This window comes from Streptomyces lasalocidi (assembly GCF_005280215.1).
Classification (GTDB): domain Bacteria; phylum Actinomycetota; class Actinomycetes; order Streptomycetales; family Streptomycetaceae; genus Streptomyces; species Streptomyces longwoodensis.
The window spans coordinates 7,893,044-7,916,716 of record NZ_SZNQ01000001.1 but is presented as its reverse complement, the minus strand read 5'-3'; the positions used below and the strand labels follow the sequence as shown (position 1 = coordinate 7,916,716).

Below are 23,673 nucleotides of genomic sequence, written 5' to 3'. Positions count from 1 at the left end.
CGCAGCTGCGTCAGTCGCCGCCCCCGTGGGCTCGCCGCAGCGCCGGCTGCACGTCCGCACCCATCACCAGCGTGTGCGGGCTGCCCGGGAGCGTGGGCAGCGCCGCCCAATGGGTGACGACCTCGGCACTGCCTCCCCCGGGCGGGAACCGGACGACCCGGTCGGAGTCGACGAAGCAGTTCTCGTAGGTGCTGCCGTCCTCGGCGAAGTACCGGTCGGTGAAGTACAGGGAGAGGACCAGCCAGAACTCTTCGCCGACTCCTTCGCTGTCCGGGGCCTCAGGTGGATAGAAGCCGTGCGTCGCGGCCGCCACGGGGATGCCGGGACGAGGGAGCCTCTCACGGGCGTCCACCCACTCGACAACGGTCTGCAAGCTCAACTCCGCCTCTGTGACGGCGCTTCCGATCTGACGCCGCACACGAATGAAGTCGTCACGTACGTGCACAGACGCGCGGCGACTCCCCGGGGTTGCGCGGCGTCGGGCCGCGTGGCGAGGCGAACCCCCGGCGGCTTCCCCGGGTCAACGGCGGGCCCGCATCAGCAAGTACAGGAAGTACGGCGTGCCGATCACGGCTGTCATCAGTCCCGCTCCCAGCTGGGCCGGGGCGATCATCGTGCGGCCGAGGAGGTCGGCGGTGCCGACCAGGGCCGCGCCCAGCAGCAGGGTCACCGGGACCACCCGTACGTGACGGCGGCCCACGAGGGCGCGGGCCGCATGCGGAGCGACGAGGCCGACGAAGCCGATGGTGCCCGCCGCGGCGACCGCGGTGGCGCTCAGCAGGACGGCGGCGACCAGGAAGCCCAGCCGGGCCGGCGCCAGGCGGAGGCCGAGCAGCGCGGGCGTGTCGTCGTCGAGGGAGACCAGGTCCAGTTCGGTGCGCCGTACCAGCGCGAGCGCGATGCCCAGGACGAGCGCGGCCGCGACGGGCAGGGTGTCCGGCAGGGTGCGGCCGTAGGTCGAACCGGACAGCCAGGTGAGGGCCTTCGTCGCGTTGAAGGGGTCGGTCAGCACGATGAACAGGCCGATGAGGGCGCTCGTCGCGGCGGACACGCCGACGCCCACCAGGACGAGCCGGTTCTGACCGAAACCGCCGCGGGCGGCGAGGCCGAACACGACGAGCGCGGTGAGCGCGGCACCCGCGAAGGCGGCGCCGGCCACGCCCCAGGAACCGGCGGACGGGACCGTCGTGACGAGCAGGACCGCGCCCAGGGCCGCTCCGCCGGAGACGCCGAGGACACCCGGTTCGGCGAGCGGGTTGCGGGTGACGGCCTGGACGAGGGTGCCGGACAGGGCGAGCGCGGCTCCCGCGAGGAGCGCCGCGAGGACCCGGGGGACGCGGGTGTCGAGGACGTAGGAGACGGGCTGCACGGCGGTGCCGCGCGCCCAGTTCACGACGTCGCCCAGGAGCAGTGTCGTGTCACCGAGGAGGACTCCGGCGAGGAGCACCGTGACCAGGACGCCGACGAGCACGGCCACCGTCGCGAGGAACACCGCCCGGGTCGGGATGCGCAGGCGTTCCGGGGCGCTCGCCGCCGCCGAGTCGCGTACCCGCAGTGCCATCGCCACGAGGAAGACCGCGCCGACGATGCTGGTCACGACGCCGGTGGGCACGGCGACGGCCGACTCGGGCGGGACGGTCGCCCGCAGCAGGACGTCCGCGCCGAGCACCAGACCGGCGCCGGCCAGCGCGGTCACGGGCAGGCTCGCCCGCATCCGCACCAGGGGCCGGACCCGGCGGGCGAGCGGACGGACCAGCGCCGGGGCGCACAGCCCGACGAAGCCGACGGGGCCGGCGAGGGTGACCGCCGCGGCGGCGAGCAGGGACACCAGCACCACGACCGTGACGCGGGTGGCGCGGACCGGGACGCCGAGTCCGCGCGCGGCGTCGTCGCCGAGGGCGAGGGCGTCCACGCGGCGGGCCACCAGGAACAGCCCCAGGACGGCGACGGCGGCGACGGGCGCCATCTGTACGACGCCGTCGAAGCCGTTCTGGCTGATGCTGCCCTGGCTCCACTGGTAGAGCCCGTTCGTCCGTTGGGGGAAGAGCAGGAGCAGCCCCTGGGTGAGGGAGGTCAGTCCGAGTGTGAGGGCGCTGCCCGCGAGGACGAGGCGGACGGTGCCGGTGCCCAGGCCGGACAGGGACAGCACGACCGCCGCGGCGGTGAGCGCGCCGAGGAAGGCGACGCCGGAGGAGGCGAGCAGCGGCAGGGAGAGGCCCGTGACGCCGAGCACGCCCAGCGCCAGGTAGGAACCGGCGTTCACGGCGAGGGTGTCGGGGGCGGCGAGTGGGTTGCGGCTGACGGCCTGCAGGGCCGCGCCGGCCGTGCCGAGCGCGGCGCCGACCAGCAGGCCGGCCGTCATGCGGGGCAGGCGGGAGGCGATCACGACGGACGCGTCGCCGGGCCCGGCACGGCCGGTGAGGGCGTGCCAGACGTCGGTGGCGCCGACGGCCGCGGTGCCCTGGGTGATGTCGACGGCCGCGAGGACGGCGACCAGGAGCACGAGCACGGCCGTCACCGCCGCCACGCCCGAACGGGTGGGGACGGCCGGCGAGTCGGTGGCGGGAGCCGGTGCGGTGACGGCCATGGCGCTACTTCGTGAGGGCGTCGACGACGGCGTCGATGTACGCCTGCATCGACCGGTGGCCGCCGAACATCCAGATGCCGTCGGGCAGTCGGTGGACGTTGCCCTGCTTGACGAACGGCAGGCCCTTCCAGACGGCGTTCTTCGCGAGGCCCTCGGCGAAGGGGTCGGACTGGCTGTTGTTGTCGATGTAGGCGAACTGCACGTCGCCGAGGGCGGACAGGCCCTCGACGTCAGTGGTGGCGAGGCCGTAGCTCGCGTCGCCCTTGACCGTCCAGGCGTTCTCGAGCCCGATCGCCTCGTTGACGGCGCCGACCAGGGAGCCGCTGGTGTACGGGCGGACGGTGACCTGGTTCGAGGCGACGTAGCCGTCGGCGAAGGCGAGCTTCCGGCCGCCGAGCCCGGCGTCGGCGAGCGCCTTCCGGCCCTCGGCGACCTTGGCGTCAAAGGCCTTCTCCGCCTTCTGTGCCTCGGCTGTGGTGCCGGTGGCCCGGGCGATGAGGTCGAGGTTCTCGCGCATCTGGCCGATCTGGTCGCCGGCGTCGGCGGAGCGGACCTGGAGGACGGGGGCGATGCCCCGGAACTGCTTGACGGCGGCCGCCGGCAGGTCGGTGGTGGCGACGATGAGGTCCGGGGCGAGCGAGGCGACGGTGTCCGTGCTGGGCTCGCCGCGGGTGCCGATGTCCCTGGGTGAGCCGGTCAGCGGGGCGGCGGTGTCCCAGGTCCGGTACCCCTTGGCGTCGGCGACGCCGACCGGTTCGACGCCGAGGGTCAGGAGGCTCTCCACGACGTTCCATTCGGTGCCGACGACTTTTTCGGCGGGCCCGTCGAGCGTGACCTTCGCGCCGCTCGCGTCGGTGAGGGTGATGCGCTGCGCGCTCGACGCGGCGCTGTCGGCGGCGGGCTGGGTCGTACCGCAGCCGGCCAGGGCGAGGGCGGCGGACACGGTCGCGGTCAGGGAGATCAGAGAGATCGGGGAGCGTCTCATGAGGTGGTGCTGAGCCTTTCGGTACGTGCGTGGTGGCGGCCGATGGCGCGGGTGCGCAGGCGGCCGGTGAGGGGGTCGGTGTCGACGTCGATGCGGATGCCGTAGGCGGCGGTGAGGCGTTCGGCGGTCAGTACGTCCTCGGGGGGTCCGTCGGCGATGACGCGGCCCGCGTGCAGCAGGGCGATCCGGTCGGCGACGGCGGCGGCCTGGTCGAGGTCGTGCAGGACGACGCCGACGGCGATGCCGTGGTCGTCCGCCAAGTCCCGGATCAGGTCGAGCAGTTCGACCTGATAGCGGAGGTCGAGGTAGGTGGTGGGTTCGTCGAGCAGGAGCACTCCGGTGTCCTGGGCGAGGCAGCCGGCGAGCCACACGCGCTGGAGCTGGCCGCCCGAGAGGTGTTCCGCTCCGCGTTCGGCGAGGGCTTCCAGGTCGGTGAGCGCCAGGGCTCGTCGTACCGCCCCCGCGCCGTCGGGGTCCGTGCGACCCCAGCGCCCCCGGCGGGGGAAGCGGCCGAACTCGACGACGTCCCGTACGGTCAGGCCGCTCGGAGTGGGACGTCCCTGCGTCAGCAGCGCCACCCGGCGCGAGAACTCGCGGGCCGTCAGGGCGAGTCCGTCGGTGGCGGCGGCCGTCGAGTCGCCGAGGGTGAGGGTGGCGGTGCGGGCGCGCTGCAACCGGGCCAGGGTGCGCAGCAGCGAGGACTTGCCGCTGCCGTTCGGTCCGACGAGTGCGGTCACCTGCCCGGACCGCAGTTCGAGGGCCGCGTCGTGCACGACGTCGGTCCCGTCGTAGGACACGGTCACGCTCCGGGCGGTCAGCGCGTGACCACGGGAGCGGGAGGGCTCGGTCGTCTCTTCACCAGGACTCACACGCTTAGGTTAGCCTAACCTCACTAACTCGGTTTCCCGGGGTCGAACCACTGAGGGGAAGTGCCTGCATGGCGAGGGTCCATCGGCTGATGCCGCAGAATCCGCGGATGTTCCGCGCGGAGGTCGTACGCACCGAGCGGGTCTCCCCCTCCCTCCACCGCGTCACCGTCACGGGCGACGACCTGGGCGGGTTCCCGTGGCTGCGCTACGACCACTGGTTCCGGCTCTTCCTGCAACTCCCGCACCAGCAGGCCCTGCGGCTGCCCGAGGTGACCGGGACCCGGTGGTGGCAGCCCTACCTCGCCATCCCCGAGCGGGAACGCCCGCACTGCGCGAACTACACGGTGGCCGACTTCCGTCCCGAAGCGGCCGAGATGGACATCGACTTCGTCGTGCACCGCAGCCCGTCGGGCCAGTTGGAGGGCCGGGCCGCCATCTGGGCCTGCGCCGCCCGTCCCGGCGACGCGCTCGCCCTGCTGGACCAGGGCGTCCTCTTCGACTGCCCGGCGGACGCCGCCGAGGTGATCGTGGTCGCGGACGAGACCGGGCTGCCCGCCACCACGAACATCCTGCGCTCCCTGCCGCGGGACACCGTCGGGCGCCTCATCCAGGAGGTGCCCACGGCCGGCGACCGGCGCACGCTGGACGCCCCGCCCGGGATGTCCGTCACCTGGATCGTCCGCGAGGACAGCACCGCCGTGCCCGGCACCGGCGCACTCGGCGAACTGCTCCGCCACACCGCCGCGGCCGAGACCGGCTACGCCTTCGTCGTCGGCGAGTCGACGCTGGCCACGGGGGGCCGCCGGCACCTGCGCCGACTGGGCCTGTCGAAGGAGCGCATCGTCTTCTCGGGCTTCTGGCGGCACGAGGGGGCTGCGGCGGCCTGAGCGCCCTGATGCCGGGCACGCCTCCTGTCGCGGCGCGAGTCGCTGGACGGCATCCGCGACCGTGGCATAGGCGTCCAGGCGCAGGAGGAAGTGTCGTTGCGGCCGCGCAAGACGCTGCATCCGTCCGCCCGGGTGCGGGGGAAGGGTGAGGTAGGGCTCCCGTCCCGAGACCCCCCGAGCCGGGGCGGGAGCCCGCCCGTGCCGCTGTCTCCTGGCCCGGCGGACAGGCTCACAGACCGGGGATGTCCCCGGCCCTCTTGAACACCGAGTCGAGCGCTTCCGTCACGGCGTTGCGCTGCCTCGCGCGCGCCGCCCGGTCCGCCGGCACCAGCCGCTCCGCGGCCTGCACGGCGTAGGCGTCCGGGTCGCCGAAGGCGGTCCGCGGGTGCTCCCCCGTGTCCGCGCAGTGGGCCGTGACGTCCTTCACCGCCCGGAGCACCACTGCCCGGTCCACGCCCGGCTGCATGGCCAGCCGCACCTGGAAACGCGCCATCCACTTCTCGCGGTCCTTCTCGCCCGCCGCGTCCGCCCTCTGGTGCTTCTTCGTCACGCGCTCTCCCTGGTCATCGACAGCCGTACGGCATGGAGTTGGACGTCGGTGCCGCGAAAGGGGTTGCGGGAGCGAGGAGCTGGTGGGTCTCAAGTGACCACCGAGGACGGACACTTCCGCCGTGGTCATGAGTCCAGCCAACCTGGCGCCGGCCCAACTGGCTACGCGAGAGCACTCCTCCGACGACGAGCGGGCGTTCGCGCTGCGCGATGCGTTCCGGGACTCCGGCATGGTTGTCGCCTCAGAACGGATGTGGCTCATCGCGCCCCACGCCGTGGTCAAGGCCTCCGACAGCGTGTTCCACTGCCCGCGGCGCATCTGCGACGGCTTGCGTCGACGGCACCGTACGATACGTTCCGTGACCACCCGCAGCCGCAGCAACAGCCGCCCCCTCGGGCGGTTGTTCGTGCTGCTGGTGCTCGCGGTGCTGAGCGGGGTGCTGGGCATGCACGGCCTGGCGCCGGGTGCTGCCGTGACGGCGGTGCCTACGGGGGTCGGCCGCCCGATGGTCATGCCCGACGCTAACGGCGTCCCGCACGCGGACGGGGGATGTCGGCACACGGACGGCGGGTCCGGGCATCTCGATCATGCCGACGCCACCTGTGCGGCTGGCGGTATCAGCTCGTCGTACACACCGCCGGCGCCGGCCGCCGGTCCCGTGCTGCACGCACCTGCCGCCACTGACCCGGCCTCATCCCCCACCAGCTCGCCCCACGACGGACGCGCCCCGCCCGACCTGTCCGAACTGCAGCTCCTGCGGATGTAGAGCGGCCCGCCCGGTACCCCTCAGCGCCCCAGGGCGCGGGTGCCGTGCTCCCGCACGCCCTGATGCCATCCACCGCGCGCCCGTGACCGGCGCGCATCAAGGAGCTGCACCACCATGATCCGCACGCGTTCCCCGTTCCGCCGTACCACTGTCCTCGCCGCCGCAAGTGCGGCAGCACTCGTCCTGGCCGCCTGCGGTGGCAACGACGACAACCGCGACAACTCAGCCGGACCCGGCGGCCACCCCAGCGACACCGCTTCCCCCGCCGCCTCCGCGGCGGCATCCCCGGGACAGCACAACGCGGCCGACGTCGCCTTCGCCGAGGGGATGGTCCCGCACCACCGCCAGGCCGTGGAGATGGCCGACCTCGCGCCCGGGCGGGCTCGGTCGGCCGAGGTGAAGAAGCTCGCCGCCGACATCCAGAGGGCCCAGGATCCCGAGATCGAGAAGCTGTCGGGCTGGCTGACCTCCTGGGGCGAGGACGTACCCGCGGCGGGAGCCATGGACCACTCCCTGCACGGCGGTGCATCCGGCGGCATGATGACCATGGAGGAGATGGACCAGTTGGAGAAGGCCTCCGGCAAGGCGTTCGACACCGCCTTCCTGGAGATGATGATCAAGCACCACGACGGGGCGGTGGCGATGGCCAGGACGGAGAAGGCCGAGGGCGCCTCCCCCGACGCCAAGGCCATGGCCGACGCCATCGTCACCTCACAGTCCGCCGAGATCGCTCAGATGCACGAGCTGCTGCTCGGCACGCGCTGACCCGCGTGCCCGGGGGCGGGTGCCCGCGGGCGCCCGCCCCCGGGCCCACGGCGGACTCGGACTGCGGCCCAGCGTCCCGATCAGCCCATGCGCTCAAGGCCCTTTACTCATGCACGAGTTGAGTACGTGCGCCCATACCCGCGGCTTGGCGAGCGGCCAAGCTGGTCACACGGCGCCAACAGGGCGCCCGTGTGATCCAGTTGAGACTGTCAGGGGAACCTCCATGTCGCGTCGTATCGTCATCTCCACGGTTGCCGGTGCTGTGGTCCTCGCAGGCGCCGGCGCCTTCGCCCTCGCCTACGCCGGTGACCAGCCGCCGGTACTGACGCACAGCACGGCCCGTTACGCCGCTCCCGCGGCCGACCGTGCCGGCTCGCTGGGCTTCACCACCGAAGTCACCGCCTCCGCAGGCCTCAAGAGCGTGAAGGTACTGGCCTGGCCGGCCACCTCGTCGCTGACGAAGAAGGCCCCCACCGCCAGGGAAATGGCATACGTCGCATCGGCCCGCTGCACGCCCGCGGGCGGGCACACCGCGCGCTGCACCTACCGCGTCACCGTCTCGCGCGGCGATGCCGACACCTCCCCACGGGGACGGTGGCACGTGGCCGTCCTGGCCACCGACGAGGACGGCCACAGCACCTTCGACGCCAAGGCCGCCGACTTCTCCGTGTGAGCCAGGGACGCGGGCGAGTGGCGCGGCCAGGGGGTGACGGGCGGGAAGGGTCCCCGTCCGTCACCTCCCTTGCCCGGCACGGTGATCGTCAGTGCTTCGCCGCCAACGCCTTCAGCGCGATGTTCAGCTCCAGCACGTTCACCCGCGGCTCGCCCATGAAGCCGAGGGTGCGGCCCTCGGTGTGGTCCGCGACCAGCTTCGCCACCCGGGTGACCGGCAGGCCGTTCCGGGCGGCGACCCGGTGGACCTGGATCCTCGCGTACTGCGGGGAGATGTCGGGGTCCAGCCCGGAGCCGGAGGAGGTGACGGCGTCGGCGGGAACCTCGGACGCCCGGACCGGGTGGCCGGGCACCGAGTTGTCCTTGATGACGGCGGCCTTGGCGTCCTCCACCTGCCGCACGAGGACCTCGTTGTCGGCGGCGAGGTTGGTCGCGCCGGACAGCAGCAACGAGTACCGGGTGTTGATGGTGTTGACGCCGAGCCCGGCGGCAGGGCGGCCCTGGAACCACCTCAGGTCCGGGCCGGGGCTCTGCTGTCCCTTCTGCTGCGGCAGGTCGTACCGCTGACCGATCAGCGAGGAGCCGACGACCCTGCCGTCCGTCCTGAGCTCGGAGCCGTTCGCCCGCCCGGGGAACAGCGTGTGGGCCACGCCGGTGACGGCGAGCGGGTAGAGGACGCCGGTCACCAGGGTCAGCACGAGCAGGGCGCGCAGGCCCGCTCCGAGCAGCCGGGCGGCGTGGGTCACTGAGTTGTTCATGGCGTTCAGCCGATCCCGGGGACGAGGGAGAGGAGCAAATCGATGATTTTGATGCCGATGAAGGGGGCGAACAGCCCGCCGACGCCGTAGACGGTGAGGTTGCGCCGCAGCAGCCGGTCGGCGCTCAGGGGCTTGTAGCGCACGCCCTTCAGGGCGAGCGGGACCAGCGCGACGATGATCAGCGCGTTGAAGACCACCGCGGAGAGGATCGCGGAGTCCGGTGAGGACAGGCCCATGATGTTGAGCTTGTCCAGGCCCGGGTGGACGGCCGCGAACAGCGCCGGGATGATCGCGAAGTACTTCGCGACGTCGTTGGCGATGGAGAACGTCGTCAACGCACCGCGTGTGATGAGCAGTTGCTTGCCTATCTCGACGATCTCGATCAGCTTGGTCGGGTCGGAGTCGAGGTCGACCATGTTGCCGGCCTCCTTGGCGGCCGACGTGCCGGTGTTCATGGCGACGCCGACGTCCGCCTGGGCGAGGGCCGGGGCGTCGTTGGTGCCGTCTCCGGTCATCGCGACCAGCTTGCCGCCCGCCTGCTCCCGCTTGATCAGCGCCATCTTGTCCTCGGGGGTGGCCTCGGCGAGGAAGTCGTCGACGCCGGCCTCCTCGGCGATCGCCTTCGCCGTCAGCGGGTTGTCGCCCGTGATCATGACGGTCCTGATGCCCATGCGGCGCAGCTCCGCGAACCGCTCGCGCATGCCGTCCTTGACGACGTCCTTGAGGTGGATGACCCCCAGCACGCGGGCGCCCCGGTCGTCCTTGACGGCGATCAGCAGCGGGGTGCCGCCCGCCTGCGCGATGGCGTCGGAGAGCGTGTGCGCCTCGTCCGTGACGGTGCCGCCCTCCTGCTGGACCCAGGCGACGACCGAACCGGTCGCGCCCTTGCGGATGCTGCGCCCGTCGACGTCCACGCCCGACATGCGGCTCTGGGCGGTGAACGGGATCCACTCGGCGTGCGCCGGCTCGCCCTGGTGCCGCTCCCGCAGCCCGTGGCGCTGCTCGGCGAGGACGACCACGGAGCGGCCCTCGGGTGTCTCGTCGGCCAGCGACGACAGGTGCGCGGCGTCGGCCACCTCGGCCTCCGAGACGCCGTCGACCGGCAGGAACGCGGCCGCCCGGCGGTTGCCCAGGGTGATGGTGCCGGTCTTGTCGAGCAGCAGGGTGGAGACGTCACCGGCGGCCTCGACGGCACGGCCGGACAGGGCGAGGACGTTGCGCTGGACGAGCCGGTCCATGCCCGCGATGCCGATCGCGGAGAGCAGCGCGCCGATCGTCGTCGGGATGAGGCACACCAGCAGGGCCACCAGCACGACCATCGTCAGGTGGGTGCCCGCGTGGTCCGCGAACGGCGGGAGCGTGGCGCACGCCAGGAGGAAGGCGATCGTCAGCGAGGCCAGCAGGATGTTGAGCGCGATCTCGTTGGGCGTCTTCTGCCGGGCCGCGCCCTCGACCAGGCTGATCATCCGGTCGATGAAGGTCTCGCCCGGCTTCGTCGTGATCCTGATGACGATCCGGTCGGACAGCACCTTGGTGCCGCCCGTGACGGCGCTGCGGTCGCCTCCGGACTCGCGGATGACGGGGGCCGACTCGCCGGTGATGGCCGACTCGTCGACGGAGGCGACGCCCTCGACGACGTCGCCGTCCCCGGGGATGACGTCGCCGGCCTCGCAGACGACCAGGTCACCGATCGTCAGCTCGGTGCCGGGCACGTGTTCCTCGCGGGTGCCGTCCGCGCGCAGCCGGCGTGCCACGGTGTCGGTCCTGGCGCGGCGCAGGGTGTCCGCCTGGGCCTTGCCGCGGCCCTCGGCGACGGCTTCCGCCAGGTTGGCGAAGACGACGGTCAGCCACAGCCAGGCGCTGATCGCCCAGCCGAACCAGTCCCCCGGGTCCTTCATGGCGAAGGCGGTGGTCAGGACGGAGCCGATCCACACCACGAACATCACGGGTGACGTGACCATCACCCGCGGGTCGAGCTTGCGGCAGGCGTCCGGCAGCGACCGCACCAGCTGCCGGGGGTCGAACAGGCCCGCGCCGACCCGTCGTTCGGCGGGCTCGGCCGGGGCGGGTGCGTCGCCGTGCGGCGCCCGGGTGGGAGTGGCTGTGGACATGGAGTCCCCCGGCTTCTGTGTGCGGGTGGTCATCACGCCAGCCCCTCGGCCAGCGGGCCCAGTGCGAGGGCCGGGAAGTACGTCAGACCGGTGATGATGAGAACGGCGCCCACCAGCAGGCCGGTGAACAGCGGCTTGTCCGTGCGCAGGGTCCCCGCGGACACCGGGACCGGCCGCTGCCCGGCGAGCGAGCCGGCCAGGGCCAGCACGAACACCATCGGCAGGAAGCGGCCGAGCAGCATGGCGAGCCCGGTCGTGGTGTTGTACCAGTCGGTGTTCGCGTTCAGGCCGGCGAAGGCCGAGCCGTTGTTGTTGGCCGCCGAGGTGAAGGCGTACAGCACCTCGGAGAACCCGTGCGCGCCGGGGTTGAGCATCGAGTGCCCGGGCGTGGGCAGCGCCATCGAGGCCGCGGTGAACACCAGTACCAGCGCCGGGGTGACCAGGAGGTAGGCGGCGGCCAGCTTCATCTCCCGCGCGCCGATCTTCCTGCCCAGGTACTCGGGCGTACGGCCGACCATCAGGCCGGCGATGAACACGGCGATGACCGCCATGATGAGCATGCCGTACAGGCCGGAGCCGACGCCGCCGGGCGCGATCTCGCCCAGCATCATGCCGAGCAGGGTGAGGCCCCCGCCCAGGCCGGTGAAGGAGGAGTGGAAGGAGTCGACCGCGCCGGTCGACGTCAGGGTCGTGCTGACCGCGAAGATCGAGGAGCCCCCGACACCGAAGCGGACCTCCTTGCCCTCCATCGCGGCGCCGGCCGCCTGGAGCGCGGGGCCGTGGTGGGCGAACTCGGTCCACATCATCAGGGCCACGAAGCCGAGCCAGATGGTGGCCATGGTGGCGAGGACGGCGTAGCCCTGCCGGACCGAGCCGACCATGAGGCCGAAGGTGCGGGTCAGGGAGAACGGGATGACGAGGATCAGGAAGATCTCGAGGAGGTTGGTGAACGGGGTGGGGTTCTCGAAGGGGTGGGCGGAGTTGGCGTTGAAGTAGCCGCCGCCGTTCGTGCCCAGTTCCTTGATGGCCTCCTGCGAGGCGACCGCGCCGCCGTTGGACTGCTGGGAGCCGCCCGTGAACTGGCCGACCTCGTGGATGCCGGAGAAGTTCTGCAGGGCACCGCGGGCGACCAGGACCACCGCCGCGACGGCCGCGAGGGGCAGCAGGATCCGCACGGTGCCGCGCACCAGGTCGGACCAGAAGTTGCCGAGCTCACCGGTACGCGAGCCCCCGAAGCCCCGTACCAGGGCGACCGCGACGGCCATGCCGACCGCCGCGGAGACGAAGTTCTGCACGGCGAGCCCGGCGGTCTGCACGACGTGACCCATCGTCTGTTCGCCGTAGTACGACTGCCAGTTGGTGTTGGTCACGAAGGAGACGGCCGTGTTGAACGACTGCGCCGGGGCGACGGAGGCGAAGTGCAGCGAGCCGGGCAGGACGCCCTGCAGGCGCTGGAGCAGGTATAGGAAGAGGACGCCCACGGCCGAGAAGGCGAGGACCCCGCGCAGGTAGGCGGGCCAGGTCATCTCGGTGTCGGGGTCGGCGCCGATGCCCCGGTAGATCCACTTCTCCACGCGCAGGTGCCGCTGGGAGGAGTAGACCCGGGCCAGGTAGGAGCCGAGGGGGATGTGGGCGAGCGCCAGCGCGCCCACGAGGGCGAGCAACTGGAGCACGCCGGCCGTGACGGGACCCATGGCTGTTCTCAGAACCTCTCCGGGAAGAACAGGGCGAGGACGAGGTAACCCAGCAGGGCGACGGCCACGACCAGGCCCACGAGGTTTTCGGCGGTCACAGCTTCGTCACCCCCCGGGCGACGAGGGCCACCAGCGCGAACGCCGCGAGCACGGTGACGACGAAGGCCAGATCGGCCATCGCTACTCCAAGGATCGATTGCGGTGAAGCTCGGACGAGGGAAGCAAACCTCGTCCCGCACCCGGTCCTGCCGTCCGTTGACGGCTCCCTTACGGCGACGACCACGGCTTTGACGGGTCCCTTACGGCGCTGGATATTGGGCTGCGACCGCGGCCGGCCCGCCCCTAGGATCCCGTGCGCGGCGCCGGCCCGGCGCCCTGCCGACCGCGGGCACCCGACGGACCAGGATGCGTGACGCCATGAGCAGCCGACTCTTCGCCCTCTCCTTCGACGCGCGGGAGCCCGAGCGTCTGGCGCGGTTCTGGGCGGCCCTGCTGGACCTGGAGGCAGCCGACGAGCCGTACGACGGCGTCCTCCTGCGGTCCGGGAACGACGCCGGATACCGCCTCGGCTTCCGTCCCTCCCCGGCGCGGAAGACCGGCCAGAACCGGCTGCACTTCGACCTCACCAGCTCCTCCCCGGACGACCAGCGGGAGACGGTGGCCAGGGCGCTCGAGCTCGGCGGGCGGCACTGCGACGTCGGCCAGGGACCGGACGCGTCCCACGTGGTGCTCGCCGACCCCGAGGGCAACGAGTTCTGCGTCATCGAGCCGGGCAATGCGTTCCTCGCCGGTTGCGGCCGCATCGGGGCGCTCGCCTGCGACGGTTCGCAGGCCGTGGGGTACTTCTGGAGCGAGGCGCTGGGCTGGCCGCTGGTCTGGGACCAGGACGAGGAGACCGCCGTCCAGTCACCGGCCGGCGGCACGAAGATCACCTGGGGCGGTCCGCCGCTCATGCCCGACCCCGGCCGGGACCTGCACCTCGACCTCGCGCCGGACGGCGGCCGGGAGGCGGAGGTGGAGCGCCTGCTCGCCCTCGGGGCGAAGCGCCTGGACACCGCTCACGGCGGGGACGGCGCGGTGCTGCTGGCCGACCCCGACGGCAACGTGTTCCGGGTGCTCGCGGGGCCGCGCGACTGACGCGGTGACAGCGGCGGCGTGCGGGTCGGCCGGGCACACCTCGCTCGGAGTCCCGCTGCGGCGCGGGCTGCCGCCGCCCTTCAGGCTTCCGCCGCCGTGCCGGTGTCCGGCGCGTCCTCGGGGGACTCCTTCTCCCGTCCTCCCGGGTGGCGGTGGCGCCAGGTCCAGAACACCGTGCACGAGACCAGCGCCCAGCCGGCGAGCACGAGGAACGGGAAGGCGTGCTGGTGCCCGGTGAAGTACACGGCGGTGTGCTGGGCGTTGACGGAGGCGCCGGGCGGGAGCCAGCGTCCGATGATCCCGAGCGCGGACGGCAGCAGGGGCCACGAGACGGCGCCGCCGGAGGAGGGGTTGCCCAGCAGGACCATCACCCCCCAGGTCGGGAGCATGGCCCACCGCCCGACCAGGGTGTTGAACATGGTGAAGGTCATCCCGCTGGCGAACATGGTGAGCGCCAGGATGGACCAGGACTCCGCGAAGGGCAGGTCGAGCGCGCCCAGCAGCCAGTCCACGGTCGCGGCGATGGCGAAGCCGCCGAGCACGGCGTACGCGAGGGTGAAGGCGATCCTCTCCAGTGGCGTGAGGGACCGCGCGTGCACGCTGAGCTGGATGGCGCCGACGAAGCCGATGATGACGGCGGCGAGCGAGATGTAGAAGATGGCCAGGCCGCGGGGGTCGCCGGTCTGCAGCGGGTTGACGTCGCGGACCGTCACCCGCACGCCGACCTCGGCGCCCACCTGCGGTGCCGCCTGCTCCAGCAGCTCGGCGACGGACGCGCCGGAGGCGGAGGACACGTCGAGGACCACGTTCCGGCCCGCGTCACGGAGTTCGAAGACGGCGAAGACGGTCTGGTTCTCGACCGCGTTCAGGGCGGCGGCGCGGGAGGGGTAGGTGTGCGCCCGCACCGAGGAGCCGAGGCTCTTGCCCAGTTCGTCGAGGAACGCCCTGCCGCGGGCCTGGTCGTATCCCCCGACGACGGCCGTCGGGAGGTTCCGCGGAGTCGGGTCGGCCATCGCGTACGTGTAGGAGCCGGCGAAGAGTCCGGCCGCCGCGGCCAGGATCACCACCAGCACGCACGCGGGCCAGAAGGGTGAGTTCCGGAACCGCTCCCAGGCACCGTCCTCGCGTTGTCGCGGCCCCGGCGGGCTGCCGCCGCTGCCGGGTGGTGCCGCCGGGTCGGTGCTCACGTCTGGCTCCTTCGGACCTGGCCGGCACGGGACGCGATCTGCCACTCCCCTCCCCCGGACATTCGAGCAGTCACCCCGAGGGTCCGCAAACGGTGGCGGCGTGCGGTGGAGGAACCGCAGGCGGAGCCCGGCGGGCATCGCCAGGAGGCGCCCGTGCCGCGCGGACGGAGCGCCCGCTCCCTGACGGAGGACATCATTCCGCCATGGGAAAGTCATGGCCCTGCCAAGTTCAGGCCCCTCCGCGGTAGCCGCGGCCCGGTCAACTGCCCCTGCGTCCACCACGACAGGGGAGACCGGATGACACCCGCAGCACGCCCGTCCCAGCACGCTCCCGAACTGCGCGCCGCCGCCCGGCACTTCGGCCGTCGCCGCTTCCTCACGGCCACCGGCGCCGCTGCCGCGCTCGCGTTCGCGGTGAACCTGCCCGCCGCCGGCACGGCGGCCGCCGCGGAGTACGACGCCCGGAAGATCTCCGACGACCCCTTCACGCTGGGCGTGGCCTCCGGCGACCCGCTGCCCGGCTCCGTCCTGCTGTGGACGCGGCTGGCCCCCCAGCCGTACCAGCCCGACGGCGGGCTGCCCGCGCAGCGCGTCACCGTGCACTGGGAGCTGGCCCACGACGCGGCCTTCCGCCGGATCGTCAGGCGCGGGACCGCCCCCGCCCACCCCGAGTTCAGCCACACCGTCCACGTCGAGGTGTCCCACCTGCCGGCGGACCGGGTCTACTTCTACCGCTTCCGGGCCGGCGCCTGGCTGAGCCCCACCGGCCGCACCCGCACCGCACCCGCGCCCGGCGCCCGCCCCGCCTCCCTCACCCTGGGCGCCGTCTCCTGCCAGGCCTACACCGACGGCTACTACACGGCCTACCGCCACCTCGCCGAGGAGGACGTGGACGTCGTCTTCCACCTGGGCGACTACCTGTACGAGTACGCGGTCGACGCCACCGGCAACCACCGCGCGTACACCGACCGCACGCTCCCGGCGCACTTCAACCGCGAGACGGTGACGCTGGAGGACTACCGGCTGCGCTACGCCCTGTTCAAGTCCGACCCGGACCTGATGGCCGCGCACGCCGCGCACCCCTTCGTCGTCACCTGGGACGACCACGAGACGGAGAACAACTACGCCGACGACGTCCCGGAGGACGACGGCTCCTCCGAGGAGTTCCTGCTGCGCCGTGCCTCGGCCTACCGCGCCTACTGGGAGAACCAGCCGCTGCGCCAGCCCCAGCTGCCCACCGGCTCCGACATGCGGCTCTACCGCCGCCTGCACTGGGGCCGGCTCGCCCAGTTCGACGTCCTGGACACCCGCCAGTACCGCTCGGACCAGGCCTACGGCGACGGCTGGCAGTACCCCGGCCCCGAGTCCGAGGACCCGGCACGCACCCTCACCGGCGCCACGCAGGAGCGGTGGCTCATCGACGGCTGGCGCCGGTCGCGGGCGCTGTGGAACGTCGTACCGCAGCAGGTCACCTTCTCGCGGCGGTACAACACCACCGCGACGCCGTCCAAGGTCTCCATGGACTCCTGGGACGGCTACCCGGCCTCCCGGGAACGGATCCTGGCCGGGGCCGAGGCGGCCGGCGTGGAGAACCTGATGGTGCTCACCGGCGACGTGCACGTGCACTACGCGTTCGACATCAAGCGCGACTTCGCCGACCCCGGTTCCAGGACCGTGGGCACGGAGATCGTCACCACGTCGGTCACGAGCGGACGCGACGGCGCGGAGCGGCCCGCCAACTGGGCCACCTACCGCGCCGCCAACCCGCACCTGAAGTTCTACGACGGCCGCCGCGGCTACGTGAACGTCACGCTGGGACAGGACGAGGCCCGCGCCGACTTCAGAACCGTCCCGTACGTCACCCGGCCGGGGGCGCCCGTGACGACCGCGGCGTCCTTCGTCACGCGGGCCGGGTCCCCGGGACTGGAGCCCGTGGGCTGACGGTCACCCCGGGCGGCCCTGCGCGCGCCCACCCCGGCGCCGTCGACGGCGCGGTGGCGCCGGGCGCCGGGGTGTGGCCGTCGTTCACCGCCCCGCCACGGCCGCGCCGTTGACGCGCGTAGCGTTGGGGCTCAAGCTGGGGCCGATCGCCGCCATGGGAGCGGCATCACACCGACGAACCGGAGGTCTGGATGTTCAGACGGATCGCACGCCTCCTCGCCGCATTTGTCATGATCGCGTCAGGCGTGGTGGTCGGCGTGGGCGCCACGGCGGGCGCCGCGCACGCCGACGAGTGCTACAGCTGGAGCCGCACCCTGTCCCAGGGCGCCTCCGGCAACGACGTCACCCAGCTCCAGATCCGCGTCGCGGGCTGGGTCACGTCCGGCGAGCGCCTCTCCTACGACGGCCAGTACGGCGCCCGTACCACCGCCGCCGTGCGCAAGTTCCAGTCCGCGTACGGGCTCACCGCCGACGGCATCGCGGGGCCGGCGACCTTCAGCAAGCTCTACGCCCTCCAGGACGCGGACTGCACGCCCGTCCACTTCTCCTACGCCGAGCTCAACCGCTGCAACTCCGACTGGTCGGGCGGCGCCGTGTCGGCGGCCACCGCCAAGGCGAACGCGCTGAAGACCATGTGGAAGCTGGAGGCGATGCGCCACGCGCTCGGTGACGTCCCGCTCACCGTCTCCAGCGGCTTCCGCTCCTACGCCTGCAACAGCGCCGTGGGCGGCGCGGCCGGCAGCCGTCACCTGTACGGCGACGCGGCCGACCTGACCGGTTCACCGTCCTTGTGCCGCCTCGCCCAGGAGGCCCGCACGCACGGCTTCTCGGAGATCCTCGGCCCGGGCTACCCCGACCACAACGACCACGCCCACGTCGCCCTCGACCCCTCCCCCTACTGGTCCGCCCCGAACTGCGGCATCTGACGACGCGGTCGGAGCCGGCGGACGGCGAGTGCGGTCGCCCGCGTCTCCCGCCACGACGGCGCACTGCCGCCGCCGGCCCGACCGCCCGTCAGTCGTCGTCCGCGTTCCCGTCCTGCGCCTGCGCCTGCGCCTGGGGTGTCCGCCAGGACAGTTCGACCTCCAGGTCGATCTCGCCGTCCTCCAGCTCGACCTCGATCTCGGTGTGGAGCTCGTCCGGGATCCGCACGGTCAGCCGGCCGGGGCCGAGTTCCAGTTCGGCCTGGCCACCGCGCCTGACCGCGGCTGCCAGCGCCTCGAGCTGGTCAGCCGCTTCGGCGCGGGACAGGGTCCGCTTCTGTTCGAATTCGAGATCGCTCACGGCAGCCTCCCGGGACCGTCGGTCGGGAACAGCGGGCGTGTCCCATTGTGGCCCCGCACCCCCGCACCGGCTCGCCGAGAAGGCCCGGCCACCCGCCCCTCGCCCCCGACCGCTCGGAGTGGCGGCTCCGGCCAGGCGTGGGACGCTGGAGGCGACACTCGCGCACGGGCACGCGGCCGGCGACAGGCCCCTGGCCGCTGAGACCCGGCACGGGGACGAGCGTGTCGACCGCGGCACCGCGTCTGGCCCGAGGCCCACCCCCACAGGAGCCACCCGTGTCCACGACCTCCGCATCCCCCGGCGAGCCCCCCGCAGGATCCCCGGCGTCCGACGACTCCCCCGGCGCGGGACTCGCGGCACGCGAACGCCTCCCGCTGGCCCTCCACGGCGAGTGGGCCGCCTCCCCCGGGCGGCGGGACCTCGTGGAGATCCTCCTGGAGGAGGCCGAGCCGCGGATCCCCGAGCTGATGCCGATCCGCCACGGCCGGATGACCGGGTCCCTGTCCGCCTTCTACCGCGGCATGCCCGCCGTGATGGCCGCCGACCTGGCCGCTCTGCCGGACTCCGGCCTGACGGTGCAGCTGTCGGGGGACGCGCACCTGTCCAACTTCGGGCTGTTCGCCTCACCGGAGCGCCGGCTGGTCTTCGACCTGGACGACTTCGACGAGACCCTGCCGGGCCCCTTCGAGTGGGACGTCAAACGGCTCGCGTGCAGCATCGCGGTGGCCGCCGACGACAACGGCGCGTCCCCGCAGGCCGCCGCGGCCGCCGCGGCCGAGGCCGCCCGGGGCTACCGCACCCACCTGGCCGAACTCGCCGCCGCCACCGAACTCGCCGTCTGGTACGAGCACATCGCGGCCGACGACCTGCTCCAGGAGGTCGGCAACTCGCTGCAGCGGGCCCGGCTCCACCGCAGCTTGGACCGCGCGCGGGAGACGGACAGCAGCAAGGCCATCGCCAAGCTCACCGCCCCCGGTGCGGACGGCCGGCCCCGGTTCGTCCCCGACCCGCCCTTGGTGGAGCCGGTCGCGGAGCACGACCGTGCCACGGTGGAGCACGTCTTCGAGGACTACCGCGCCACCCTGCCCCCGGCGCAGGCCCGGCTGCTGGACCGCTTCCGGTTCGTGGACGCGGCGCGCAAGGTCGTCGGGATCGGCAGCGTCGGGACCCGCTGCTACCTCCTGCTGCTGGAGGGACGCGTGGCGGGTGACCTCTTGCTGTTGCAGGCCAAGGAGGCGGAACCCTCCGTCCTCGCCCCGTACGTGCGGGTGCCCGTGTCGCACGAGGGGCGGCGCGTGGTCGAAGGCCAGCGGCTGCTCCAGGCCTTCGGTGACATCTTCCTCGGCTGGTCGACCGGTCCCACCGGGCGTCAGTTCTACTGGCGCCAGCTGCTCGACATGAAGGGGTCCGCGTCCGTCCAGGACATGTCCGAGAGCCTCATGCGCCAGTACGCCGGGCTCTGCGGCCGTGCCCTGGCCCGCGGTCACGCCCGCTCGGGCCACCGCGCCGCGATCGCCGCGTACCTGGGCGACGACGACTCCTTCGACCGCGCCGTCGCCGCGTTCGCCCTCGCCTACGCCCGGCAGACCCGCGAGGACCACGCCGCCTTCACCCGGGCCCTCGCCGACGGCCGCCTGCCCTCCGCCCCGCCGGCGTAGCGCCGGGCATCCGGCCTGAAAGATTTTGCGTCATCTTGCGCAAGGCCGGGCCGCCGCCCACGACGGCCTGTTCACCGCCGTGAGGTGACCTGCGGGTGAAGCCCGCGGCGTCCGTGTCGTCGCCCGCTTCCTCGCCCACCAGCTTGATCAACTTCCCGCCGCGACTGCCGTTGGTTCGTTCACAACTTTAAGGAAGTCGCGAGACGAGCCGGACGAGACGGCCGGATCACATGCATGGATGAACGCTTCGAGCGCATGCCGTCACCATTCGACTTCAAGCTGTGTTGGGATGTGCGCGGTCGGCGGACGTGGATCCGCCGCCTCGTTCATGCGAAGGGATGTCATGTTCTCGATACGTCACCGGGTGCCCGCCGCCTTGCGGCCGGTGCTCATGCTCGCCGTGCTCCTCGCCGGACTGCTCGCCGGCACGGCCCCCCACGCCCGGGCGGCCACGGCGCAGGACACCTCGGTCACCTTCCGGGTGAAGGCCGCCACGGAGGGCGAGACCCTCCTGGTCACCGGCAGCGTCCCGCAGCTGGGCGGCTGGGACCCGGCCAAGGCCGTCCCGCTGGGCACCACCGCCAGCTCCTACCCGAACTGGTCGGCGGGCGTCCGGCTGCCCGTCGGGGCCACCGTGGAGTACAAGTACCTCAAGCGCTCCCCCGCCGGCACGATCACGTGGGAGAGCAGCGCCAACCGCACCCTGACCGTCTCCGCGGACGCCCCGGGCACCGACGACAGCTGGAACGTCGTCCCGGTCTCCGCGACCTTCCGCGCCACCGCCACCACCGGCTGGGGCCAGAACCTCTACGTCACCGGCGACCTGCCCGACCTCGGCAGCTGGGACCCGGCCCGGGCCGTGCCCCTGACCACCGGCTCAGGCACCTACCCGCTGTGGACCGGCGCCCACCAGCTGCCGCCGAACACCGCCGTGCAGTACAAGTACTTCAAGAAGAACCCCGACGGCTCCGTCACCTGGGAGAACGGTGACAACCGCACCGTCGTCACCCCGCCCACCGGCACCCTGACCGTCAACGACACCTGGCGCTGACGACCGGCACCGGGGCCGGGGGGTACGTGATGGATACCCCCCGGCCCCGGCGCCCGCCAGTATCCCCCGCCCATGAGGGTCCCGGCACCGTCGGGTTCACCGACCGGACACGGCCGGCGTCCGCTCCGGGTCGTCCGGAGCGGTCGCGGTCACGACCAGGGCGGCCTGGTCGTCGTCGATGCCCTTGCCGCCGGTGAAGGCGTGCACCGCCTCGATGAGCGTGTCGATGATCCGCTGGGGCCGTCCGTCGTGCCGCGCGGTCAGGGCCCGGGCGAGACGGTCTTCGCCGAACTGGTCGCCGTCCGGGTCGCGGACCTCGGTGAGGCCGTCGGTGTAGAGCACGAGGCTCTCGGACGGGCGGAGCCGGAGGCGGTGGGTGTCCAGGCGCGGGTCCGGCGTGATGCCGAGCAGCGAGCCCTCACAGTCGACGGTCCGTGCGGCGCGGCCGTCGGCGAGGTGCAGGGGGAAGGTGTGCCCCGCCCGGACGAGCGTGACGTCGAGGCCGCCGTCGTCGAGGGGGGTGAGGTGGCCGTAGACGAGGGTGACGAAGCCCGTTCCATGGCTGGGCGGACGGTTGAGGAGGGCCTGGTTGACGGCCTGGACGACCGCGTCGGGACCCGGCAGGAGGTGGGCCACCGCGCGGGCGGTGTGCCGGACCAGCGCGGTGGTGGTCGCCGCGGTCGCCCCGCGCCCGCACACGTCCCCCAGCATGAACGCCCAGGTGGTGTCGCTGAGCGGGAAGACGTCGTAGAAGTCGCCGCCGATGTCGAGGCCCTCGCCGGCGGGGTGGTAGTACGTGGCGACCCGGGCGCCGGGCACGGGAGGCACCTCCGGCAGGAGGAGGCCCGCCTGGAGGTCGCGGGCGAGGGCGACGCGCTCGGTGTACTGGCGGGCGTTGAGGGCCGCGGAGGCGGCGCGCCGCGCGAGTTCCTCCGCCAGGGCGACGGTGTGCCCGTCGAAGGCGTCCTCGTCGGTGGTGAGCAGGGTGAGCGCGCCGAAGGCCGTGCCGCGGTGCAGCAGGGGGACGCACAGGTAGCCGGTGACCTTCAGGTCGCGCCAGGGGCCCGGACCCTCGGGAGGCCGGCAGGCGACTTCCCTCCGCCCCGAGGCCAGCACCCGTGCCACCACGTCGTCGGCGGCGTCGTGGCCAGGCGTGTGCGACGCGAGGAGGCTCTCCTCGGCGGGCGTCGGGGCGGCGGTGGCGATGCGGCGGACGCGTCCGCCCGCCACGATGTCCACCGCGCACAGGGGCGCGAGTTTGGGGGCGCACAGCGCGGCCACGCGCTGGAGGGTCTGCGTGTGGTCGAGGTCCGTGCCCAGCCGGGTACTGGCCTCCAGGAGGAACGCCAGGTCGTCGCGGGCGGCCTGCTCCCTCGCCTCGGCGGCCCTGCGCGCCTCCTCGGCCTGGTGGCGTTCGATGGCGAGGGCGGCGGTGTCGGCGAACACCCGCGCCAGGGCGAGGTCGGCCTCGTGCGGAGCGCGCGGGGTGCGGTGGTACATCGCGAACGTGCCGAGCAGGGACCCGTCGCGGGCGAGGATCGGCGTGGACCAGCAGGCGGCCAGCCGGGCACGCCCGGCCAGGTCGCGGAAGTCGTCCCAGAACGGGTGGGTGGCGATGTCGGTGACGATGACGGGCGCGCGACGGTGGGCGGCCGTCCCGCAGGAGCCGACCCCTTCGCCGGTGGCTATGCCGTCGATGGCGGCGTTGTAGAAGCCGGGGAGGCTGGGCGCGGCGCCGTGGCGCAGGTGCCGGCCGTCGGCGTCGGCGAGCAGTACGGAGACGAGCACCTCCTTCGCGGCGAGGTCCTCGATGGCCCGGGCCATGCCCTCCAGCACCTGCTCCACCGGGGCCTGCCGGGCGATCTGCTCCAGCAGCACCCGGTGCTCGGCGGCCAGGCGCCGGGCGTGGACGAGCTGGGTCGTCTCCACGCCGATGACCCGCACACCGATGACCCGGCCGCCCTCGTCGAACCGGGGCTCGTAGGTGAAGTCGAAAAACGCCTCGCGCATGTCGCCGCCGGTGCCGAGGAGGACGCGCTCCTCCCGACCGACGTACCGCTCACCCGTGCCGTGGACCTGGTCCAGCAGGGTGAGGAACCCCTGGTCGGTCAGCTCCGGCATCAGCTGTGCCAGGGGCACTCCCGTGCGCGTGCGCGCGTCACCGCCGATCGCGGTGAAGAAGGCGGCGTTGGCCACCTCCACCACGTGCGCGGGTCCGGCCAGCGAGGCGAACACCGCCGTGGACTGCCCGAACAGCGCGTGGAGGTCGCGCTCGGCCGTGCCCGCGAGGAGCTCACCGACGTCCGGCGAACCACCGGGCCCGGGCTGCCCACCCGCCGCGTAGGTCATCACCCCGTCACCTCCCGCTCGCCCGGGGCAACGCGGACAGGCCGTCGTCGCTGCCGAACGTCGGCCGCGCACCACCGGCACGGAAGGCGTCGTGCAGGGTGGCGTGGACCGCGATCGCCTGGTCCAGACCCGTCAGGGACAGGACGCGCGCGACGGACGCGGGCACCGCGGCGAGCCGCAGCACACCGCCCCGCGCGGCGAGGTGCTGGTACATCCGCACCAGGCAGCCGATGCCGGAGGAGTCACAGAACTCCAGCTCCGTGCAGTCCACGACCAGCAGCCGATGACGGCCCTCGGCGAACACCTGGTCGGCGGCCTCGTCCATCTGCACGGCGCTGTCGTGGTCCAGCTCGCCGCGCAGCGTGAGCACGCACGCCCCCACCGTCGAACCCACCTGAACCGAGAACACCTCGCCCGCCTCC

Annotated in this window: 22 protein-coding genes; 9 read left to right on the top strand and 13 right to left on the bottom strand. The window is 73.0% G+C overall.

Annotation, left to right across the window (positions count from 1 at the left end):
- Positions 1 to 10 precede the first annotated feature (10 nt).
- From E4U91_RS35275 to E4U91_RS35260, 4 genes are all read right to left on the bottom strand, one after another.
- Positions 11 to 373 carry an AQJ64_40280 family protein gene (locus E4U91_RS35275; RefSeq protein ID WP_323179266.1) on the bottom strand — a complete coding sequence of 121 codons (363 nt, stop codon included), beginning with the start codon at positions 371 to 373 and terminating at the stop codon, positions 11 to 13.
- Between the two features lie 147 nt (positions 374 to 520).
- The gene (locus tag E4U91_RS35270; RefSeq protein ID WP_137310558.1) at positions 521 to 2,587 is read right to left on the bottom strand and encodes an iron ABC transporter permease; all 2,067 of its coding nucleotides are present in this window, start codon (positions 2,585 to 2,587) and stop codon (positions 521 to 523) included.
- A 4-nt stretch (positions 2,588 to 2,591) separates the two neighbouring features.
- Complete coding sequence (locus E4U91_RS35265) at positions 2,592 to 3,572, bottom strand: ABC transporter substrate-binding protein (protein WP_137310557.1); 981 nt, start codon at positions 3,570 to 3,572, stop codon at positions 2,592 to 2,594.
- Positions 3,569 to 4,441: an ABC transporter ATP-binding protein gene (locus E4U91_RS35260; protein WP_137310556.1), complete on the bottom strand. Its 873-nt coding sequence runs from the start codon at positions 4,439 to 4,441 to the stop codon at positions 3,569 to 3,571. The genes E4U91_RS35265 and E4U91_RS35260 overlap by 4 nt, the downstream gene beginning before the upstream one ends.
- A 68-nt stretch (positions 4,442 to 4,509) precedes the next feature.
- Here E4U91_RS35260 and E4U91_RS35255 point away from each other — a divergent pair, with 68 nt between their 5' ends.
- Positions 4,510 to 5,328 carry a siderophore-interacting protein gene (locus E4U91_RS35255; protein ID WP_168218230.1) on the top strand — a complete coding sequence of 273 codons (819 nt, stop codon included), beginning with the start codon at positions 4,510 to 4,512 and terminating at the stop codon, positions 5,326 to 5,328.
- Positions 5,329 to 5,557: 229 nt separating this feature from the next.
- Here the strand turns inward: E4U91_RS35255 and E4U91_RS35250 are convergent, their stop codons facing one another.
- Positions 5,558 to 5,878 (bottom strand): hypothetical protein, encoded by a 321-nt coding sequence (locus E4U91_RS35250; RefSeq protein WP_241678800.1) that lies wholly within the window; start codon positions 5,876 to 5,878, stop codon positions 5,558 to 5,560.
- A 358-nt stretch (positions 5,879 to 6,236) separates the two neighbouring features.
- On the opposite strand from E4U91_RS35250, the gene E4U91_RS35245 reads away from it, so the two are divergent.
- The 3 genes from E4U91_RS35245 to E4U91_RS35235 all read left to right on the top strand — a co-directional run bounded on the left by E4U91_RS35245 (position 6,237) and on the right by E4U91_RS35235 (position 8,082).
- Positions 6,237 to 6,644, top strand: coding sequence for a DUF6153 family protein (locus E4U91_RS35245; protein WP_137311179.1), 408 nt, complete (start codon positions 6,237 to 6,239; stop codon positions 6,642 to 6,644).
- Positions 6,645 to 6,758: 114 nt separating this feature from the next.
- Complete coding sequence (locus tag E4U91_RS35240) at positions 6,759 to 7,409, top strand: DUF305 domain-containing protein (protein WP_137310555.1); 651 nt, start codon at positions 6,759 to 6,761, stop codon at positions 7,407 to 7,409.
- Between the two features lie 223 nt (positions 7,410 to 7,632).
- On the top strand, positions 7,633 to 8,082 hold the full coding sequence (locus E4U91_RS35235; protein WP_137310554.1) for a DUF5707 domain-containing protein: 450 nt from the start codon (positions 7,633 to 7,635) through the stop codon (positions 8,080 to 8,082).
- 88 nt (positions 8,083 to 8,170) lie between these two features.
- On the opposite strand, the gene E4U91_RS35230 is transcribed toward E4U91_RS35235, so the two are convergent.
- The 4 genes from E4U91_RS35230 to kdpF are packed head-to-tail and all read right to left on the bottom strand — an operon-like array spanning position 8,171 to position 12,742.
- Positions 8,171 to 8,839 carry a potassium-transporting ATPase subunit C gene (locus E4U91_RS35230; protein ID WP_137310553.1) on the bottom strand — a complete coding sequence of 223 codons (669 nt, stop codon included), beginning with the start codon at positions 8,837 to 8,839 and terminating at the stop codon, positions 8,171 to 8,173.
- 5 nt (positions 8,840 to 8,844) lie between these two features.
- Positions 8,845 to 10,983: a potassium-transporting ATPase subunit KdpB gene (gene kdpB / locus E4U91_RS35225; protein WP_137310552.1), complete on the bottom strand. Its 2,139-nt coding sequence runs from the start codon at positions 10,981 to 10,983 to the stop codon at positions 8,845 to 8,847.
- Positions 10,983 to 12,644, bottom strand: coding sequence for a potassium-transporting ATPase subunit KdpA (gene kdpA / locus E4U91_RS35220; RefSeq protein WP_137310551.1), 1,662 nt, complete (start codon positions 12,642 to 12,644; stop codon positions 10,983 to 10,985). Before kdpA ends, kdpB begins: the two co-directional genes overlap by 1 nt.
- An 8-nt stretch (positions 12,645 to 12,652) precedes the next feature.
- A complete protein-coding gene (kdpF, locus tag E4U91_RS35215) occupies positions 12,653 to 12,742 on the bottom strand; it encodes a K(+)-transporting ATPase subunit F (RefSeq protein ID WP_067241407.1) in 90 nt (29 codons plus the stop codon).
- Between the two features lie 319 nt (positions 12,743 to 13,061).
- Between kdpF and E4U91_RS35205 the strand changes: the two genes are divergently transcribed.
- Positions 13,062 to 13,781 (top strand): VOC family protein, encoded by a 720-nt coding sequence (locus E4U91_RS35205; RefSeq protein ID WP_137310549.1) that lies wholly within the window; start codon positions 13,062 to 13,064, stop codon positions 13,779 to 13,781.
- A gap of 80 nt (positions 13,782 to 13,861) precedes the next feature.
- On the opposite strand, the gene E4U91_RS35200 is transcribed toward E4U91_RS35205, so the two are convergent.
- Positions 13,862 to 14,968, bottom strand: a complete 1,107-nt coding sequence (locus E4U91_RS35200) for an ABC transporter permease (protein ID WP_241678799.1) — start codon at positions 14,966 to 14,968, stop codon at positions 13,862 to 13,864.
- Between the two features lie 297 nt (positions 14,969 to 15,265).
- On the opposite strand from E4U91_RS35200, the gene E4U91_RS35195 reads away from it, so the two are divergent.
- Together E4U91_RS35195 and E4U91_RS35190 are read left to right on the top strand one after the other, a co-directional pair.
- On the top strand, positions 15,266 to 16,909 hold the full coding sequence (locus E4U91_RS35195) for an alkaline phosphatase D family protein (protein WP_137310548.1): 1,644 nt from the start codon (positions 15,266 to 15,268) through the stop codon (positions 16,907 to 16,909).
- Between the two features lie 191 nt (positions 16,910 to 17,100).
- The gene (locus E4U91_RS35190) at positions 17,101 to 17,835 is read left to right on the top strand and encodes a D-Ala-D-Ala carboxypeptidase family metallohydrolase (protein WP_137310547.1); all 735 of its coding nucleotides are present in this window, start codon (positions 17,101 to 17,103) and stop codon (positions 17,833 to 17,835) included.
- A gap of 88 nt (positions 17,836 to 17,923) precedes the next feature.
- On the opposite strand, the gene E4U91_RS35185 is transcribed toward E4U91_RS35190, so the two are convergent.
- Positions 17,924 to 18,193 (bottom strand): amphi-Trp domain-containing protein, encoded by a 270-nt coding sequence (locus E4U91_RS35185; RefSeq protein ID WP_137310546.1) that lies wholly within the window; start codon positions 18,191 to 18,193, stop codon positions 17,924 to 17,926.
- A gap of 275 nt (positions 18,194 to 18,468) precedes the next feature.
- On the opposite strand from E4U91_RS35185, the gene E4U91_RS35180 reads away from it, so the two are divergent.
- Both E4U91_RS35180 and E4U91_RS35175 read left to right on the top strand, forming a co-directional pair.
- Complete coding sequence (locus tag E4U91_RS35180; protein WP_174867908.1) at positions 18,469 to 19,851, top strand: DUF2252 domain-containing protein; 1,383 nt, start codon at positions 18,469 to 18,471, stop codon at positions 19,849 to 19,851.
- Between the two features lie 343 nt (positions 19,852 to 20,194).
- Positions 20,195 to 20,902 (top strand): CBM20 domain-containing protein, encoded by a 708-nt coding sequence (locus E4U91_RS35175; RefSeq protein WP_168218229.1) that lies wholly within the window; start codon positions 20,195 to 20,197, stop codon positions 20,900 to 20,902.
- Between the two features lie 96 nt (positions 20,903 to 20,998).
- Here the strand turns inward: E4U91_RS35175 and E4U91_RS35170 are convergent, their stop codons facing one another.
- Both E4U91_RS35170 and E4U91_RS35165 read right to left on the bottom strand, forming a co-directional pair.
- Entirely contained in the window at positions 20,999 to 23,251 is a 2,253-nt protein-coding gene (locus tag E4U91_RS35170; RefSeq protein ID WP_137310544.1) for a SpoIIE family protein phosphatase, read from the bottom strand.
- Between the two features lie 7 nt (positions 23,252 to 23,258).
- Positions 23,259 to 23,660 (bottom strand): STAS domain-containing protein, encoded by a 402-nt coding sequence (locus E4U91_RS35165; protein ID WP_168218228.1) that lies wholly within the window; start codon positions 23,658 to 23,660, stop codon positions 23,259 to 23,261.
- Positions 23,661 to 23,673 lie beyond the last annotated feature (13 nt).